Genomic DNA, 14,500 nt, shown 5'->3' with positions numbered 1-14,500 from the left:
CCGCGACGCCGCCCCCGACGTCCGCCACCACCACGACGAGCACGACGCCCGCGCCGCCGGCCGCCGACGGGCAGCAGGTCGGCGGCACCGTCGTCGGCGCGTCCACCCCAGCCTCGCCCGGCGATCCCGGGGTGGCGGCCGGAGCGGGCGGCGGCGACGGCGACGCGGCCGCCACCGTCCTCGCCGGCCTCGCCCTGCTCGCCGTCGCGGCAGGCACGCAGCTCGAGCGTCGGCGCCCCCGGCGCGCCGGGTAGCCCCCGGACACCGGCCCGCCCGCCCCCGGCGCGGCCTCGTCCCACCCCCGCGCCACACCGCCGCCGCCGTGGGATGCCCGTACCACCGTACGCGGTAGGCACTCCTAATAAGGTGACCCGAACTTGCTAGGCTCGCCGCCCATGCTCGACCCTTCAGCAGGCGCGCCCGTCGCCGACCACGACGCCCCCGCCGACGTCTTCGCCGTCCCCGGACCGCTGGAGCCCCGGGCACCGGCGCCACGACTCTCCCCCGCGGAGGAGGCCCGCACGATCGTCGCCGGCACCACCGTGGCGACCCTCGGCACCCTGAGCGAGGACGGCGCGCCCTGGGCCTCCATGGTGGCGTTCGCCACGCTGCCCGACGGACGGCCCGTCATCGTCGTCTCGACGCTCGCGGAGCACGGCCGCAACCTCCTGCGGGACCAGCGCGCCGGGCTGAGCGTCGTCATCCCGCCGCGCGGCGGCGACCCGCTCGACAGCGGCCGGGTGTCGCTCGCCGGGATCGTCCAGGCCCCGGAGGGCGACGAGGCGCAGGCCGCCCAGGACGCCTACGTCCGCGCCGTCCCGCCCGCGGGTCTGTTCGCGGGCTTCGGCGACTTCCGCACCTGGGTCCTGCGGGTCGACCGCGTCCGCTGGGTCGGCGGCTACGGCCGGATGGACTCCGTCACGATGGCCGACTACGCGGCCGCCGAGCCCGATCCCGTCGTGCCCGGCGCCGCCCCGGCGATCGAGCACCTGAACGCCGACCACGCCGACGCCCTGCTCGACATGGGCCGCGCCCTCGCCGGGTACACCGACGCGACGACGGCCCGCTGCACCGGTGCGGACCGCTACGGCCTCGACCTCGCGCTCGAGACGCCGCGGGGGAGGACCGGCGCCCGCGTCGGCTTCGACGAGCGCCTCGACGCCCCGTCCGGCCTGCGTGCGGCCACGGTGGCGCTCACCCGGCGGGCGCGCGGCGGGCTGGCCGCGCTCCTCGTCGCCCTCGGCGTCGTCGCGGGCCTCGCCGGCGGCCCGCTCGCCGAGGGTGCGCAGGCCGCCAAGGCCCCGAAGCGCGTCGTCACGCTGACCCCGTTCACGTCGAACGTGACCTCGCGCCTGGGTGTACGGCCGACCGCCGTCGGGGACGGCGTGGGCACCGGCAAGATCGCCGCCGCGCCCGGGCTGAAGGGCATCCGGCGCCTGCCGATGAGCCACCCCGACGGCCCCAACATCGAGACCCTGATCCGCCTCCGGCCGGACCTCGTCATCTCCTCGCCGAACTGGCGCTCCGGCACGCCGAAGATCCAGGCGCAGAAGATCACCGTCGTCGACGGCTGGGAGCCGCTGCGCGTCAACAACGTCTCCCCCGGCGTCCGCCGGATCGCCAAGCGCCTGGGCAGGGTGTCGCAGGGCGCGAAGCTGACGAAGCGGATCGACGCCGGCATCCGCTCGGCCCGGACCGGCGTGAAGAAGAACCCGAAGGTCCTCGTCGTCCTCGGCATCGGCCGCAACACGATCGCCTTCCTGCCCAACTCCTGGGGCGGCGACATGATCCGCTACGCCGGCGGCTCGCTCGTCACCTCCGGCCTCAAGCCGACGTTCAACGCGGGCATCCCCGGGAGCTTCGCGCCGCTGAGCGACGAGGAGGTCCTCGCCCGCGACCCCGACGTCATCGTCGTCGTGCCTCACGGCAACGCGAAGGACATCCCGTCGACGATCGACTACTTCCGCAACAAGCCGGGCTGGGCGCCGACCCGCGCCGCGCGCGAGGGCAACATCCACATCGTCGACCCCGACCGGCTGCTCCAGGCGAGCGACGACCCGGGTGCGGTCATCCGCTGGGTCCGTCGCGACCTGCTGAAGAACTGACCCACCGGTGACGCTCCGGCAGGTCGCGGTCCTCGGGACCTCGGCGGTGGTCCTCGTGATCGCCGCCCTGGCCTCGGTGGCCCTCGGCTCCACCACCATCCCGGTGCGTGACGTGCTGCACGCGCTGCCGCTCGTCGGCGACGGGCGCGTCGACGGCCCGACGGACCAGATCGTCAACAGCCTGCGGATCCCGCGGACGGTGACCGCGATCCTCGTCGGCGCCGCCCTCGGGGTCGCCGGGGCGCTCCTGCAGGGCGCCCTGGCCAACCCGCTCGCCTCGCCGGACGTCGTCGGGGTGACCGCCGGCTCCGGGTTCGGCGCGATGATCATCCTGCTGGCGTTCCCGGGGTCGGTGACCCTCGTCCCGGTCAGCGCGCTCGTCTTCGGCCTCGTCGCGACCTCCTTGGTCTTCGCCGTCGCGTGGGCCGGGCGCGGCGGCGGCAGCATCGCGCGGCTGATCCTCGCGGGCATCGCGGTCTCCGCCGTCTTCACCGCCGGCACCACCGCGCTGATGACCGCGTTCCCCGACCGCGTGTCGACGGCCATCTTCTTCATCGCCGGCTACCTCAGCTACGACGGCTGGGGCACCCTCCGGGGCGTCTGGTTCTACTTCGCGTTCGGCCTGGTCGCCGCCGCGCTGTTGATCCGCCCGCTCGACCGCCTGGCGCTCGGCGACGACGTCGCGCAGTCCCTCGGCGTGCGCCCGCGGGCCGTGCGGCTCGTCGCCGCCGGGGTCGCCGCCCTGCTGGCTGCCGCGTCGGCCGCGCTGGCCGGGCTGCTCGGCTTCCTCGGCCTGGTCGTCCCTCACGCCGTGCGGCTGGCCGGCGGCACCGCCAGCCACCGGTTCGTCGTGCCGACCTCCGCCGTGGCGGGCGCGGCGCTGTTGCTCGTCGCCGACACCGTGGCCCGGCGGGTCGCCGCGCCGCTGGACCTGCCGGTCGGCCCGTTCATGGTCGTCCTCGGGGTCCCCCTGTTCCTGTGGCTGCTGCGGAAGGCGGTGTGAGCCGATGACGGACGACCACGCACCCGGTCCGCTGCTCGAGGTCCACGGCCTGGGGGTCCGGCTCGGCGGGCGCGACATCGTCACGGACGCCGACCTGGTCCTGCGCCGCGGCGAGCTCGTCGCGGTCGTCGGGCCCAACGGCGCCGGCAAGTCCACGATCGTGCGGTCCGCCGCGGGTCTGACGCGACCGGCTGCCGGGACCGTCCTGTGGGGCGGCCGCGACGTCCGCTCCGTCGGGCCGCGCCGGCTCGCGCGCCTGCGGGCGTTCGTCCCGCAGCGACCGCAGGTCCCCCAGGGCGTCAGCGTGGAGGAGGCCGTCGCGATCGGGCGCTCCTCGCACATCGGCCCGCTCAGCCGGCCCGGGGCCGCCGACCGGCTCGCGGTCACCGAGGCCCTCGAGCGGGCCGCCGCCCTCGGGCTCCGGGACCGCCAGCTGACGACGCTCTCGGGCGGCGAGCTCCAGCGCGTGCAGCTCGCCGTGGGCCTCGCCCAGGGCGCCCCCGCCCTGATCGCGGACGAGCCGACCTCGGCGCTGGACCTCGGCGCGACGGCGACGATGGCGCGCCTGCTGCGCTCGCTGGCCGACGACGGGCTCGGCGTGATCCTCGTCGTCCACGACCTGGCCCTGGCCTCCGCGATCGCCGACGAGGTCGTCGTCGTCGAGGCCGGGCGCACCGTCGCGACCGGACCGCCCGACGAGGTCCTGACGTCGGAGCGCCTCGCCCGGACCTGGCGCGTCGACGCCGCCCTGGCCACCGACGCGACGGGGCGCACCGCCCTGCACGTCGGCTGGCTCGGCGAGCCGTCCGCCGGACAGGACGCCGTCCCCGCCGCCCCCCATCTGCCGCCCGGTCCGCCGGGCGCTTCCCATCCCCCGAGCACCGAAGGACCACCCGCCCCATGACCCGCACCCGCCGAGCCCGCGCGACCGTCGTCGCCACGGGCAGCCTCGCCCTCCTCCTCCCCGCCGCGGCGGCCTCGGCCGCCGCCCCCACGCCCGTCACCAACGGCACCACGACCCTGCGCCCGACGGGCGCCGCGTACCGCACCCTGAAGCGGGCCGACGTGGCCGTGCTGCCCATCGGCGTCGCGGCCACGAAGGGCTCGCGGATCGCGATCCCCGTCCGGTCCGGCGTCGTCGGCACGGTCTCGCAGCTCGTCCACGGCGAGACGGACGGCCTCCTCCTGCGCGGCGAGGACGGCAGCGCCCGCCTCACCGACCTGCGGATGCGGATCGGGCGCAGCTCGTCCACCGTGACGGGCCGGGTCGACGGCGGCACGCCGAGCACCCTGTTCACGCTGAGCACGAAGCGCCTCGACGTCCGCCTCGCCTCCCGCGCGGCGAGCCGCAAGAAGGTCACCTGGAAGCTGACCGCCAGGGGCGCGCGGACCCTGCGCTCCCGGCTGGGCGTGCGCGGTCTGCGCGCCGGCGGCTTCGGCGTCGCGACGCTGACCGCCAGGCTCGCGGCCCCGTCGTCGTCGCCGTCCCCGGCGCCCGGCACGCCCGGCTCCCCCACGCCGTCGCCGTCGCCGGTCCCCGCGCCGCTCCCGCCCGGGGCGCCCGCGACGGCGAGCATCGTCTCCGGCACCTCCGACTGGGGCGTGAAGACCTCGTTCCGCAACTACATCACCGGGCCGATCGCGGGCGGCAAGGTCGTGGTCTCCGACGGCGCGTCGACGAACGCCGACAAGACGTTCCGGTTCGGCGCCGCCACGGGCACCGTCGACCGCTCGACCGGCGCGCTGTCCATCGGGTTCCGCGGCACGGTGTACTTCGAGGGTCACGGCAGCGGCGACGCCGCGGCGCTGCGCGTCTGGATCCGCAACCCGCGCGTCGTGACGACGGCGGGGGCCACGACCGGTGCCCTGCACGCCGACATGACGAGCAAGGATCTGAACAGCGGCAGGACGGTGGACTACCCGGACGTCCGGGTCGCCGACCTCGACCTCACGAAGGGCACACGCACCGTCTCCGCGACGGGCGTCACCTGGGACGCGGTGCCCGCGACGCTCACCGAGGCGGGGTCCCCGGCGTTCGGCGGCTTCTACAACGCGGGCGCCGAGCTCGACCCGATCTCCTTCGCGGTCACGACGACGGGCTGAGGCCCGGTCCGCCGGTCCGCCTCCGGGCGGGCCGGCGGACCACGGGCGGGCAGCCGCCCGCCCCTCCGCCGTCCAGGAGACGGCGGGCCCGTGGTTCACGTCGCGGTGACACGGGCCCATGCGCCGCAGGAGACGCTGGAGATCGATGCGCTCCCCCCGCTCCGTCCTCCCCCTCCTGGCCGTCGCCTCGGTGCTGGCCCTGCCGACCGCGGTCGCCGCGGCCCACGGCGGTCCCGCGCACGACGGGCCGCGCCCGGGCGGCCACGGCGGCGGCCCGAAGCCGCCGGCGGTCCCCACGCTCGTCGCCCGCGCCACGCTGCCCGCGACCCTCTTCCTCCCCGGCGGTCCGTCCGGCGCCGCCCTGGGCACCGCGACGGTCAACGGCGTGACGCCGCCGTTCCCCGGCCAGCCGATCCCGGGCTTCTCCGGCGTGCTGGCGGAGCGGGGCGGCGACGTCCTCGGGCTGCCCGACAACGGGTTCGGGTCGAAGGCGAACTCCGCGGACTTCCTGCTCGCCGTCCACCGGGTCCGCCCGGCGTACCGGACCGCCCGCGGCGGGGCCGGCACGGTCGCCGTCCGCGAGACGCTCGCCCTGCGCGACCCGGACCGGCGCATCCCGTTCGCCCTGACCCGCGCGGACCGCCGTCTGACCGGCGCCGACCTCGACGTCGAGTCGATCCAGCGGGGCGACCGCGGGAGCCTCTGGATCGGCGACGAGTTCGGCCCGTACCTGCTGCACGTCGACCGCACCGGCAAGGTGCTGGAGGCGCCGGTGCCGCTGCCCGGCGTGAAGAGCCCGCAGAGCCCCGACCTCGCCCCCGGCGAGGCCCCGAACCTGCCGGCGAGCGGGGGCTTCGAGGCCACCGCGGCCCTGCCGGGCGGCCGGATCCTGCTGCCGATCACCGAGAAGGCGCTGAGCACCGAGGCGGACCAGACCCGGCACGTGGTCCACGAGTTCGACGCGCGACGGTCGCGCTACACCGGACGCACGTGGACCTACCGGACCGAGCGGCCCGACACGTTCGTCGCGGACGCCCAGGCGCTCGACCGGCACCGGCTCCTGATCCTGGAGCGCGACAACTTCGGCGGCCCGCAGGCGCAGATCAAGCAGCTCTACGTCGTCGACCTGCGGAAGGCCGACGCCTCCGGAGCCCTCGTCAAGCGCCAGGTCGCCGATCTGCTGGATCTGAGGAACCCGGGCGTGACGCAGGAGACCCCCGGGACCTTCGGCCTGGGGCAGCCGTTCCGGTTCCCGTTCGTCTCGGTCGAGTCGGTCCTGCCGCTCGGCGGCGACCGCGTCCTGGTCGCCAACGACAACAACTTCCCGTTCGACGCCGGTCGGCAGCCGGGCAAGGCGGACGACACGGAGCTGATCCAGGTCGACGTCCCGGGCCTGCGCCGCTGAGGGTCCGCACGCGGGGTCAGGCGAAGATGCGCTGCGCCTCGCGGAGGGCGTCGACGAGCGCGTCGATCTCCTCCGGGATCGTGTGGACGCCGAAGCTCGCGCGGGTGGTCGCCGGGATCCCGATCGCCCGGTGCAGCGGCTCGGCGCAGTGCTGTCCCGCCCGCACGCAGACCTCGCGTCGGGCCAGGATCTCGGCGACGTCGTGGGGGTGCAGGCCGTCGAACGCGAAGGACGTCAGGGCCCCGCGGCCCGCGGCCTCGGGCGGACCGACGACCGTCAGGCCCTCGATCTCGGCCAGGCGCTCCAGCGCGTAGGCGGTGATGCGCTCCTCGTGGGCGATCACCGCCGCGGGCCCGCCGATCCCGTCGACCCAGTCGCACGCGGCGGCCAGGCCGACGGCCTCGACGATCGGCGGCGTGCCGGCCTCGAACCGCTGGATCCCACCGGCCCAGGTCGTCTCCTGGAAGTCGACGACGTTGATCATGTCCCCACCGGTAAGGAACGGGGGCATGTCGGCCAGCAGGTCGCGGCGCACGTGCAGCACGCCGATGCCCGTCGGCCCGTAGAGCTTGTGGCCCGTCCAGCCGTAGAAGTCCGCACCCAGCGCCGCCACGTCGACGGGCTCCTGGGGGACGGCCTGCGCGCCGTCGACCATCACGCGGGCCCGCGCGGCATGCGACCGGCGGACGATCTCGGCGACGGGGTTGCGGGTGCCCAGCACGTTGGAGACGTGGGCGACGGCGACGAGCTTGACCTTCCCGCCGGCGAGGAACGCGTCGAGCTGGTCGAGGTCCAGGCGCCCCTCCCCGTCGACCTCGAGGTAGCGCAGCGTCGCGCCGGTGCGCAGGCACAGCTGCTGCCACGGCACGAGGTTGGCGTGGTGCTCCATCTGGGTGATGACGACCTCGTCGCCCTCCCCCACGTTGGCCGCGCCCCACGAGGCCGCGACGAGGTTGATCGCCTCCGTCACGCTCTTGGTGATGATCGTCTCGCGGGCGGTCGAGCCCACGAACGCGGCGATCGTCGCCCGGGCGGCGTCGTACGCCGCGTCCGCCTCGACGGCGAGCCGGTGCACCCCGCGGTGGACGTTGGCGTAGTGCAGGCCGCCGAAGTCGTACATCGCGTCGAGGACCGGGCGCGGCTTCTGCGCGGAGGCGCCGCTGTCGAGGTAGACGATGCCCTCGGGGCGCTCGAGGTACGGGAACTGCGCCCGGACCGCAGCGACGTCGAGCGTGGCCGGGGCGGCGGAGGCGGCGGGATCGGCGGAGGCGGCGACGTCGGTCATCCCGTCAAACCCTACTCCTGAGGACGGAGATCCCGGATCGCCCGGGGCCCGGGCCCTGACCGGAACGACGACCTCAGGACTTCCACCTGGCCCTTGCCCCTAGGTGGGGGCCAGCGCGCCGGTGCCGACGAGGATCAGCACGACGGTGCCGAGCGCCACGCGGTACTTGATGAAGACGCCCAGGCCGTGGTGGGCGATGAACTTCAGGAGCCAGGAGACCGCCAGGTAGCCGACGACGAACGAGACCGCCGTGGCCGTCAGCGTCGGGCCCCAGCCCACGCCGTCGGCGATGTTGTCGTACTCCGAGACGGTCTGGAGGACGGTCGCGCCGGCCAGCGCGGGGATCGCCAGGAAGAACGACAGCTTGGTGACGGCGACGCGGTCGATGCCCAGGAGCAGGCCGGTCGACATCGTCGCGCCGGACCGCGAGACGCCGGGGATGAGCGCCAGGCACTGGGCGATGCCGATCGTGACCGTGTCCCTCAGCGTGATGTCGCCCTCGTGCCGGCGCTGCGTCCCGACGCGGTCGGCCCACCACATCACGCCCGAGAAGAGGATGAGCGCGACGCCCACGAACCACAGCGAGCGGAGCGTCGTCTCGATCTGGTCCTTGAACGCCAGGCCGACGATGCCGATGGGGATCGAGCCGGCGAGGACGGCGACGGCGAAGCGGAAGTCGTTCGTGCGGCGCTGCCCCGGGGTGCGGAGCCCACGGAAGAACGCCGAGACGAGGCGGACGATGTCGGCCCGCAGGTAGATCACCGTGGCGAGGACCGCGCCGACCTGGATGATCGCCGTGAACGCCGTGACGTCCGGATCGTCGATCGAGTAGCCCATGAGCTTCTCGGCGATCGTGAGATGCCCCGTCGAGGACACGGGGAGGAACTCGGTGAGACCCTCGAGGGCCCCGAGGACCACGGATTCCCACAGATGCATGCCGGTGCTCACGGCCCGCATCCTGCCGGGTCGCGCGGCGGCCCGCTGCGCGACCGCGGCGACCGGCGAGGGCGCGGGTGGCGCCCTCGGCACGGCCTGGCGCGCCCGCTAGACGACGGTGGTGACGTCCGCGCCCGCGGCCTCGGCCTCGGCGCGGATGGCCTTGTAGCCCTCGGACTCGATCTGCTCGACGAGCTCCGGGCCGCCCTCCTTGACGATCCGGCCGTCGACGAGGATCGACACGCGGTCCGGCTTGATCAGGTGCAGGATCCGCTGGTAGTGCGTGATGATCAGCGCGCCGAGGTCCGACTCCGCCTTCACGGAGTTGACGGCCTGGGAGACGATGTTCAGGGCATCGACGTCGAGGCCGGAGTCGGTCTCGTCGAGGATGGCGACCGACGGACGCTGGAGCGCGAGCTGCAGCATCTCGAGGCGCTTCTTCTCGCCGCCGGAGAAGCCGTCGTTGAGGTACCGCGAGCCGAACTCCTTCGGCACGCCGACGCGCTCCATCTCGGCCTGCACGAGCTTGCGGAAGTCCTTCAGGCTGATCTCCTTCTCGCCGCGCTCCTCGCGGTGCGCGTTCAGGACCATCCGCAGGTACTTCACGATCGTCACGCCGGGGATCGCGACGGGGTACTGGAAGGCCATGAAGAGGCCCTTCCGCGCACGGGCGTCGGGGTCCATCTCGGTGATGTCCTCGCCCTTCCAGAGGATCTGGCCCTCCGTCACCTCGAGCTGCGGGTTGCCCATGATGACGTTCGCCAGCGTCGACTTGCCCGAGCCGTTCGGGCCCATGAGCGCGTGGATCTCGCCGCGGTTCACGGTGAGGTTCAGACCCTTCAGGATCTCCTTCTCGCCGTCCGCCACGCGGGCGTGCAGGTTCTTGATCTCGAGGTCAGCCATGGGTCTTCCGGATTTCGTGGATGGAGGGGTGGGGTCCTGCGGTCCGCCCCTCTGGGGGACGGTGGCGCCGGTGCCCGGCGCTCCGTGAGGGGAGCGCCGGCGGCGCGTCAGACGGTGGCGGCGGGGGGCCGCACGGCCAGGGCTGCGGGGCGGCCCGGCGGGTCCCCCGGCGCCTGGAACGACACGAGCTCGGCGAGCGTCGTCTGCTGCAGGGCGCGGAACACGCCGCCCTGCACGCGGGTCCACAGCAGCTTGGTGGCGCAGCCGGAACCGCTGTCGTCGATGTGCGAGCAGAGGACGCGATCGGGGTCGCGATCGCCCTCCCGGTCGTCGACGAAGCACGACATCGGGGCGACCGAGCCCTCGAGGGCGAGGATGACCTCGTCCATGCGGATCTCGGACGCGGGACGCGCGAGGCGGTAGCCGCCGTGCGCGCCGCGGGTGCTCGTGACGAGACCGGCCCGCCGCAACAGGGCGACGATCCGCTCGAGGTACGCGAGCGGCAGGCGCTCGGTCTCGGCCACGGTCTTCAGGGAGACGGGCTCGTCCCCCGGCAGCTCGCCCAGCCGCACCATCAGCCGGACGCCGTACTCGGCCTTGGTCGTGAAGATCACGGCCTCAAAGCCTACCAGCGAGGTAGGAAAGGCCCGGACCGGGGGCCGTGGGCCGCGGAGGAGGGAGGGACGGCACGGCCGTGGACGACGGCCCCGCCCCAGGCGCCTGACGCCGGGCCCGTCGGATATGCTGGCCGGGTCATGACGTTGCTCGCCACCACCGGTGCCGCCACCTACACGATCTGGCTGATCCTCCTCTGGGCCGTGATCATCCCGGCCTTCGCGATCATCCCGGTCATGTACGCCCTGGCGCAGGTCGCCGGCGAGCGCAAGGAGAACCTCGAGTTCGAGCGCGGCGTGCGTCCCGAGGATCCGGACAAGGTCGTCGTCGAGGCCTGAGCCCCGGCGGCCGGGCGGCCGCCGACCCCGCAGCACCGACGGGCCCCGACGGGGCCCGTTCTCGTTCCCGGCCCGGGGCGGACCACCCCGCCCCCTCAGGACGGGACGGGACCGCCCGTCCGCAGCACCTCGCGGCCGCGGTCCAGGTCCCCGGCGCCGTTGAAGCTGGCGTAGCCCGTCGGACGATCGCCCTGCAGCAGCCAGACGGCGAAGGCGTCGTCCTCGAGGCTGCCCTCGACCTGGACGCGGTCGAACTCCCGGCCGACCGACACCGACTCGAGCGACACCCAGTCGGCCAGGTCGCTGAAGAAGTACGGGACCGTCGCGTAGGGCTCGTCCTCGCCCAGCCACTGGCGCGCGACGAACGCGGCCTGCTGCTGCGCCACGTCCTCGTGCTCGATCCGGACCCGCCCGCCGTGGAGCACCGAGTCGTACTCGCAGCAGTCCCCCGCCGCCCAGATCCCCGCCGCGGAGGTCCGCAGGCGGTCGTCGCAGCGCACGCCGCCCGTCTCCCCCAGCTCGAGGCCGGCCCGCTTGGCGAGCATCACGTCGGGCTGCGCGCCGACGCCGACGACGACGACGTCGCCGGGGACGACGGTGCCGTCCTTCAGCGCGACGCCCCCGACGCGGCCCTTCGGGTCCTCGGGGTCCTGCGGGGTGAACGCCTCGACCTCGACGTCGCCGCGGACCACGACGCCCTCGCGCTCCAGGCGCCGCCGGACCCAGGCGCCGACCTCGGTCCCGAAGGTCCGCTGGAGCGGCTCGGACTCCTGCATCAGGACGGTCACCGGGTGCCCGTGCGAGGCGAGGCTGGCGGCGACCTCGCAGCCGATGTAGCTGCCGCCGACCAGGACGACCCTCGCGTCGTCCGGCAGCCCGTCGAGGTCCGCGCGGATCGCCTCGGCGTTGCGCAGCGACCGCAGGTAGTGGACGCCCATCAGGCCGGTGCCGTCGACGGACAGGCGGCGGACCATCGCGCCCGTCGCCAGCAGCGCGCGGTCGAACGTCAGGAGCTCCTTGGTCTGCAGCTTGACGGTCCGCTCCGCCGCGTCGAGGGAGAGGACGCCGGTGCGCAGGCGCAGGTCGACGTCGTGCTCCGCCCACCAGCCCTCCGGCACGACGAGGGCGTCGTCGCGGGACGCCTCGCCGCGCAGGTGCTCCTTCGAGCCCGGCGGCCGGTGGTACGGCGCGTCGAGCTCCCGCGTCAGCAGCACGATCCGGCCGTCGTGGCCGCCCTCGCGCAGCGTCGTCGCGGCCGAGGCGCCCGCCACCCCGCCGCCGACGATCAGGACGTCCGTGCTCTCCGCTCCGCTCATGGCGCCGACGCTACCAACCGTCGCCCGGACGACCCCGGTCCGCGAACGGGGACCCGAACGTCGTCGGGGTCCCCTACCGGGGCCGGACCGCGGTCGTCCGGCGCACGAACGGTCGCCCGCCGCGCTCCGTGACGAAGGCGCCGGACCGCTGCGGCATCCCGAGGTGCCAGCCCTGGCCGATCGTCACGCCGAGGTCCCGGACGATCTCGAGCTGCGCCTGGCGTTCGATGCCCTCGGCGACGACCTCGAGGTCGAGCTGCTCGGCGATCGCCACGAGCGCGGTGATGAGCACCCGGTCGTCGCCGCCCTGCGGTCCGTCGAGCCGCTCGGTGAAGGACCGGTCGATCTTCACGACCGCACCCGGGATCCGGCGCAGCTGCCTGAGCGACGAGGCCCCGATGCCGAAGTCGTCGATCGCCACGCGCACCCCGAGGGCGCGGAGGTCCTCGAGCACCTCGATCGTGCGGTCGTCGACGAGGACGTCCTCCGTCACCTCGAGGCAGAGCCGACCGGCGGGCAGGCCCTGCAGCTCGAGCTGCTGCCGGACCGTGGCGACGAGCATCGGGTCGTGGATCTGACGGGGCGAGAGGTTCACCGACACGATCAGGCCGGGGACGGCCACCGCCGCGGCGCACGCCTCCGCCAGGATGTGCTCGCCGAGCGGGATGATCATGCCGCTCTCCTCCGCGACGGGGAGGAAGCGGCCGGGCAGCAGCATCCCCCGCTCGGGGTGCCGCCACCGGACGAGCGCCTCGGCGCCCCACAGGCGGTCGCCGGTCAGGAGCGCCAGGGGCTGCAGGTGCACCTCGAACGACGAGCCGCAGTCCTGCAGCGCGCGGCGCATCTCCTGCTCCGTCCGCATCCGCTCCTCGCTGCGCGCCCGCAGGTCGTCCTCGAAGAGCTGCACCCGCGCGCGCCCGCCGGACTTCGCCTCGAACATCGCCAGGTCGGCCTCGCGCACGATCGTCTCGCCGTCGAGGACGCGCGGGCAGAGCGCCACGCCGGCGGAGGCGGTGACGACGACCTCGCCGCCGTCGGGCAGCTCGATCGGCCGCTCCAGGTCGTCGAGCGCGTCCTGCGCCGCGCGGAGCGCCGCCGTCTCGGACCCCATGCCGGGGAAGAGCAGGACGAACTCGTCGCCGGCGAACCGCACCGCGAGGCCGTCGGCCCGCCCGGCGGTGGTCTGCAGCCGCCCGCCGATCCGGCGCAGGACCGCGTCGCCGGCGGCGTGCCCCAGCGTGTCGTTGATGCCCTTGAAGCGGTCGACGTCGATGAACACGAGCGCCAGGGGCTGCCCCTCCCCGGCACCGGACTCCTCCCGCAGGCGGTCGAGCCGGTCGACGAGGCCGCTGCGGTTGAGCAGCCCGGTCAGCTCGTCGTGCTCGGCCCGGTGGGCGAGCTCGCCGACCGACCGGCGCAGGCGGGCGGTCAGCTCCTCGTTCTCGCGCAGGGCGAAGACGTGACGGAACCCGAGGACGATGATGATCGCGGCGGCCCCCATCACCATCGGCTCGTCCGCGTCGCCGCGGCGGGCCGCCAGCACGAGCACGACCGCCACGGGGATGAGGAACGTGTAGGGCATGGTCAGCCACCACGGCCAGCCCTCCTGCACGTCGTCGCGGTCCAGCCGCAGGCGGCGGCGCGGCAGCCACGCGGCCACGGCCAGGCACGTCAGGGCCGCGATCCAGCCCAGCTCGCTCAGCGCGCTGGAGCTGCGGGGCCCCGGCAGGTAGTGGACGATGCGCACGACGTCGGCGAACAGCAGCAGCGCCAGACCGGCCACGGCGAGGGCGACGGTCCGGCGGACCGGGAACGTCGAGCGCGACAGCACGAGGAGCCCGAGCGCGAAGGCGACGGCGTCCAGCACGACGTAGGCCATCGCGGAGGTCGCCGTCAGGTCGGCGCCGAGGCCGGCGTCGCGGAGCGGCCGGACCGCGACGTACCAGCCGAGGACGCACGTCGAGGCCGCGATGGCCGCGCCGTCCATCACCACCCGCAGCGCCTGCGTGCGGTTGCGGACCGGGCCCTCGAGCAGCAGCAGGGCGCCCACGGCGAGCGGGGCGATCGCCATCTGCAGCACGTTCGTCGGGAACGGCCCGTAGAGCCGGCCGCCCAGCGACGGATCGACGACGAACACCGCCAGCGTCGCGCACACGGCTGCCGCGAGGCCCCCGATCACGAGCCACGCGGTCCGCTCCCGCGAGGTCTGCGCGCCGGCCCGGCGTCGGGCGACCCCCGCGACGAGCACGGCCGCGAGCAGCGCCTCGCTGAGGCGCAGCAGACGGTCCTCCATCAGGCCGGAGGGACCGTCGGTGCCGCCGATCGTGCTGAACGCGGCGACGACGGCGAGGACCGCCACGACCGCGAGGGCGAGGACGACCGCACCGCGTGGCGCGAGATCCTGGGGCGACCACGCGCGGCGCTCGGCGGGGACGGACACGGTCGGCGGATCCTACGCCCGTCGTGCCCGGCCGGGGGGCGGCTGCATCCC

At 74.9% G+C, this 14,500-nt stretch carries 12 protein-coding genes and 2 pseudogenes; 8 read left to right on the top strand and 6 right to left on the bottom strand.

Going from position 1 to position 14,500, the window contains the following annotated elements; genetic code table 11:
• The 7 genes and pseudogenes from Q7T67_RS17745 to Q7T67_RS17720 form a co-directional block, all read left to right on the top strand.
• Positions 1–254: pseudogene (locus tag Q7T67_RS17745) on the top strand (cell wall anchor protein); the annotation flags it as partial.
• Between the two features lie 141 nt (positions 255–395).
• Positions 396–1,211, top strand: a pseudogene (locus tag Q7T67_RS21280) (HugZ family protein); the annotation flags it as partial.
• The gene (locus Q7T67_RS21275; protein WP_370695420.1) at positions 1,188–2,105 is read left to right on the top strand and encodes an ABC transporter substrate-binding protein; all 918 of its coding nucleotides are present in this window, start codon (positions 1,188–1,190) and stop codon (positions 2,103–2,105) included. The pseudogene Q7T67_RS21280 and the gene Q7T67_RS21275, both read left to right, overlap by 24 nt.
• Positions 2,106–2,112: 7 nt before the next feature.
• On the top strand, positions 2,113–3,108 hold the full coding sequence (locus Q7T67_RS17735) for an iron ABC transporter permease (RefSeq protein ID WP_304792834.1): 996 nt from the start codon (positions 2,113–2,115) through the stop codon (positions 3,106–3,108).
• A 4-nt stretch (positions 3,109–3,112) separates the two neighbouring features.
• Complete coding sequence (locus Q7T67_RS17730; protein ID WP_304792831.1) at positions 3,113–4,012, top strand: ABC transporter ATP-binding protein; 900 nt, start codon at positions 3,113–3,115, stop codon at positions 4,010–4,012.
• Positions 4,009–5,211 (top strand): HtaA domain-containing protein, encoded by a 1,203-nt coding sequence (locus Q7T67_RS17725; protein WP_304792829.1) that lies wholly within the window; start codon positions 4,009–4,011, stop codon positions 5,209–5,211. Before Q7T67_RS17730 ends, Q7T67_RS17725 begins: the two co-directional genes overlap by 4 nt.
• A 145-nt stretch (positions 5,212–5,356) precedes the next feature.
• Positions 5,357–6,616 (top strand): esterase-like activity of phytase family protein, encoded by a 1,260-nt coding sequence (locus Q7T67_RS17720; RefSeq protein WP_304792826.1) that lies wholly within the window; start codon positions 5,357–5,359, stop codon positions 6,614–6,616.
• 16 nt (positions 6,617–6,632) lie between these two features.
• Here Q7T67_RS17720 and Q7T67_RS17715 read toward each other — a convergent pair whose 3' ends face one another.
• From Q7T67_RS17715 to Q7T67_RS17700, 4 genes are all read right to left on the bottom strand, one after another.
• Positions 6,633–7,901, bottom strand: a complete 1,269-nt coding sequence (locus Q7T67_RS17715) for an aminotransferase class V-fold PLP-dependent enzyme (RefSeq protein WP_304792823.1) — start codon at positions 7,899–7,901, stop codon at positions 6,633–6,635.
• A 99-nt stretch (positions 7,902–8,000) separates the two neighbouring features.
• A complete protein-coding gene (locus Q7T67_RS17710) occupies positions 8,001–8,837 on the bottom strand; it encodes an undecaprenyl-diphosphate phosphatase (protein WP_370695419.1) in 837 nt (278 codons plus the stop codon).
• A 108-nt stretch (positions 8,838–8,945) separates the two neighbouring features.
• Positions 8,946–9,740 carry a Fe-S cluster assembly ATPase SufC gene (sufC, locus tag Q7T67_RS17705; protein WP_304792817.1) on the bottom strand — a complete coding sequence of 265 codons (795 nt, stop codon included), beginning with the start codon at positions 9,738–9,740 and terminating at the stop codon, positions 8,946–8,948.
• Positions 9,741–9,847: 107 nt separating this feature from the next.
• Positions 9,848–10,354 (bottom strand): Rrf2 family transcriptional regulator, encoded by a 507-nt coding sequence (locus Q7T67_RS17700; protein ID WP_304792814.1) that lies wholly within the window; start codon positions 10,352–10,354, stop codon positions 9,848–9,850.
• A gap of 141 nt (positions 10,355–10,495) precedes the next feature.
• Between Q7T67_RS17700 and Q7T67_RS17695 the strand changes: the two genes are divergently transcribed.
• Complete coding sequence (locus Q7T67_RS17695) at positions 10,496–10,693, top strand: hypothetical protein (RefSeq protein WP_304792811.1); 198 nt, start codon at positions 10,496–10,498, stop codon at positions 10,691–10,693.
• Positions 10,694–10,788: 95 nt separating this feature from the next.
• On the opposite strand, the gene Q7T67_RS17690 is transcribed toward Q7T67_RS17695, so the two are convergent.
• Positions 10,789–12,009: an NAD(P)/FAD-dependent oxidoreductase gene (locus Q7T67_RS17690; protein WP_304792808.1), complete on the bottom strand. Its 1,221-nt coding sequence runs from the start codon at positions 12,007–12,009 to the stop codon at positions 10,789–10,791.
• A 73-nt stretch (positions 12,010–12,082) separates the two neighbouring features.
• Complete coding sequence (locus Q7T67_RS17685; RefSeq protein ID WP_304792806.1) at positions 12,083–14,449, bottom strand: bifunctional diguanylate cyclase/phosphodiesterase; 2,367 nt, start codon at positions 14,447–14,449, stop codon at positions 12,083–12,085.
• Positions 14,450–14,500 lie beyond the last annotated feature (51 nt).

Origin of the sequence: Patulibacter sp. (genome assembly GCF_030655195.1) — a bacterium.
Classification (GTDB): Bacteria; Actinomycetota; Thermoleophilia; order Solirubrobacterales; family Solirubrobacteraceae; genus Patulibacter.
Note: the sequence above shows the minus strand (reverse complement) of the source record. Positions and strands in the feature narration are given on the sequence as shown.

Coding starts and splice junctions, on each gene's coding strand:
- Q7T67_RS17695 (WP_304792811.1), top strand. CDS start 10,496: ATGACGTTGCTCGCCACCACCGGTGCCGCCACCTACACGATCTGGCTG.
- Q7T67_RS17710 (WP_370695419.1), bottom strand. CDS start 8,837: ATGCATCTGTGGGAATCCGTGGTCCTCGGGGCCCTCGAGGGTCTCACC.
- sufC (WP_304792817.1), bottom strand. CDS start 9,740: ATGGCTGACCTCGAGATCAAGAACCTGCACGCCCGCGTGGCGGACGGC.
- Q7T67_RS17690 (WP_304792808.1), bottom strand. CDS start 12,009: ATGAGCGGAGCGGAGAGCACGGACGTCCTGATCGTCGGCGGCGGGGTG.
- Q7T67_RS17715 (WP_304792823.1), bottom strand. CDS start 7,901: ATGACCGACGTCGCCGCCTCCGCCGATCCCGCCGCCTCCGCCGCCCCG.
- Q7T67_RS17720 (WP_304792826.1), top strand. CDS start 5,357: ATGCGCTCCCCCCGCTCCGTCCTCCCCCTCCTGGCCGTCGCCTCGGTG.
- Q7T67_RS17725 (WP_304792829.1), top strand. CDS start 4,009: ATGACCCGCACCCGCCGAGCCCGCGCGACCGTCGTCGCCACGGGCAGC.
- Q7T67_RS17730 (WP_304792831.1), top strand. CDS start 3,113: ATGACGGACGACCACGCACCCGGTCCGCTGCTCGAGGTCCACGGCCTG.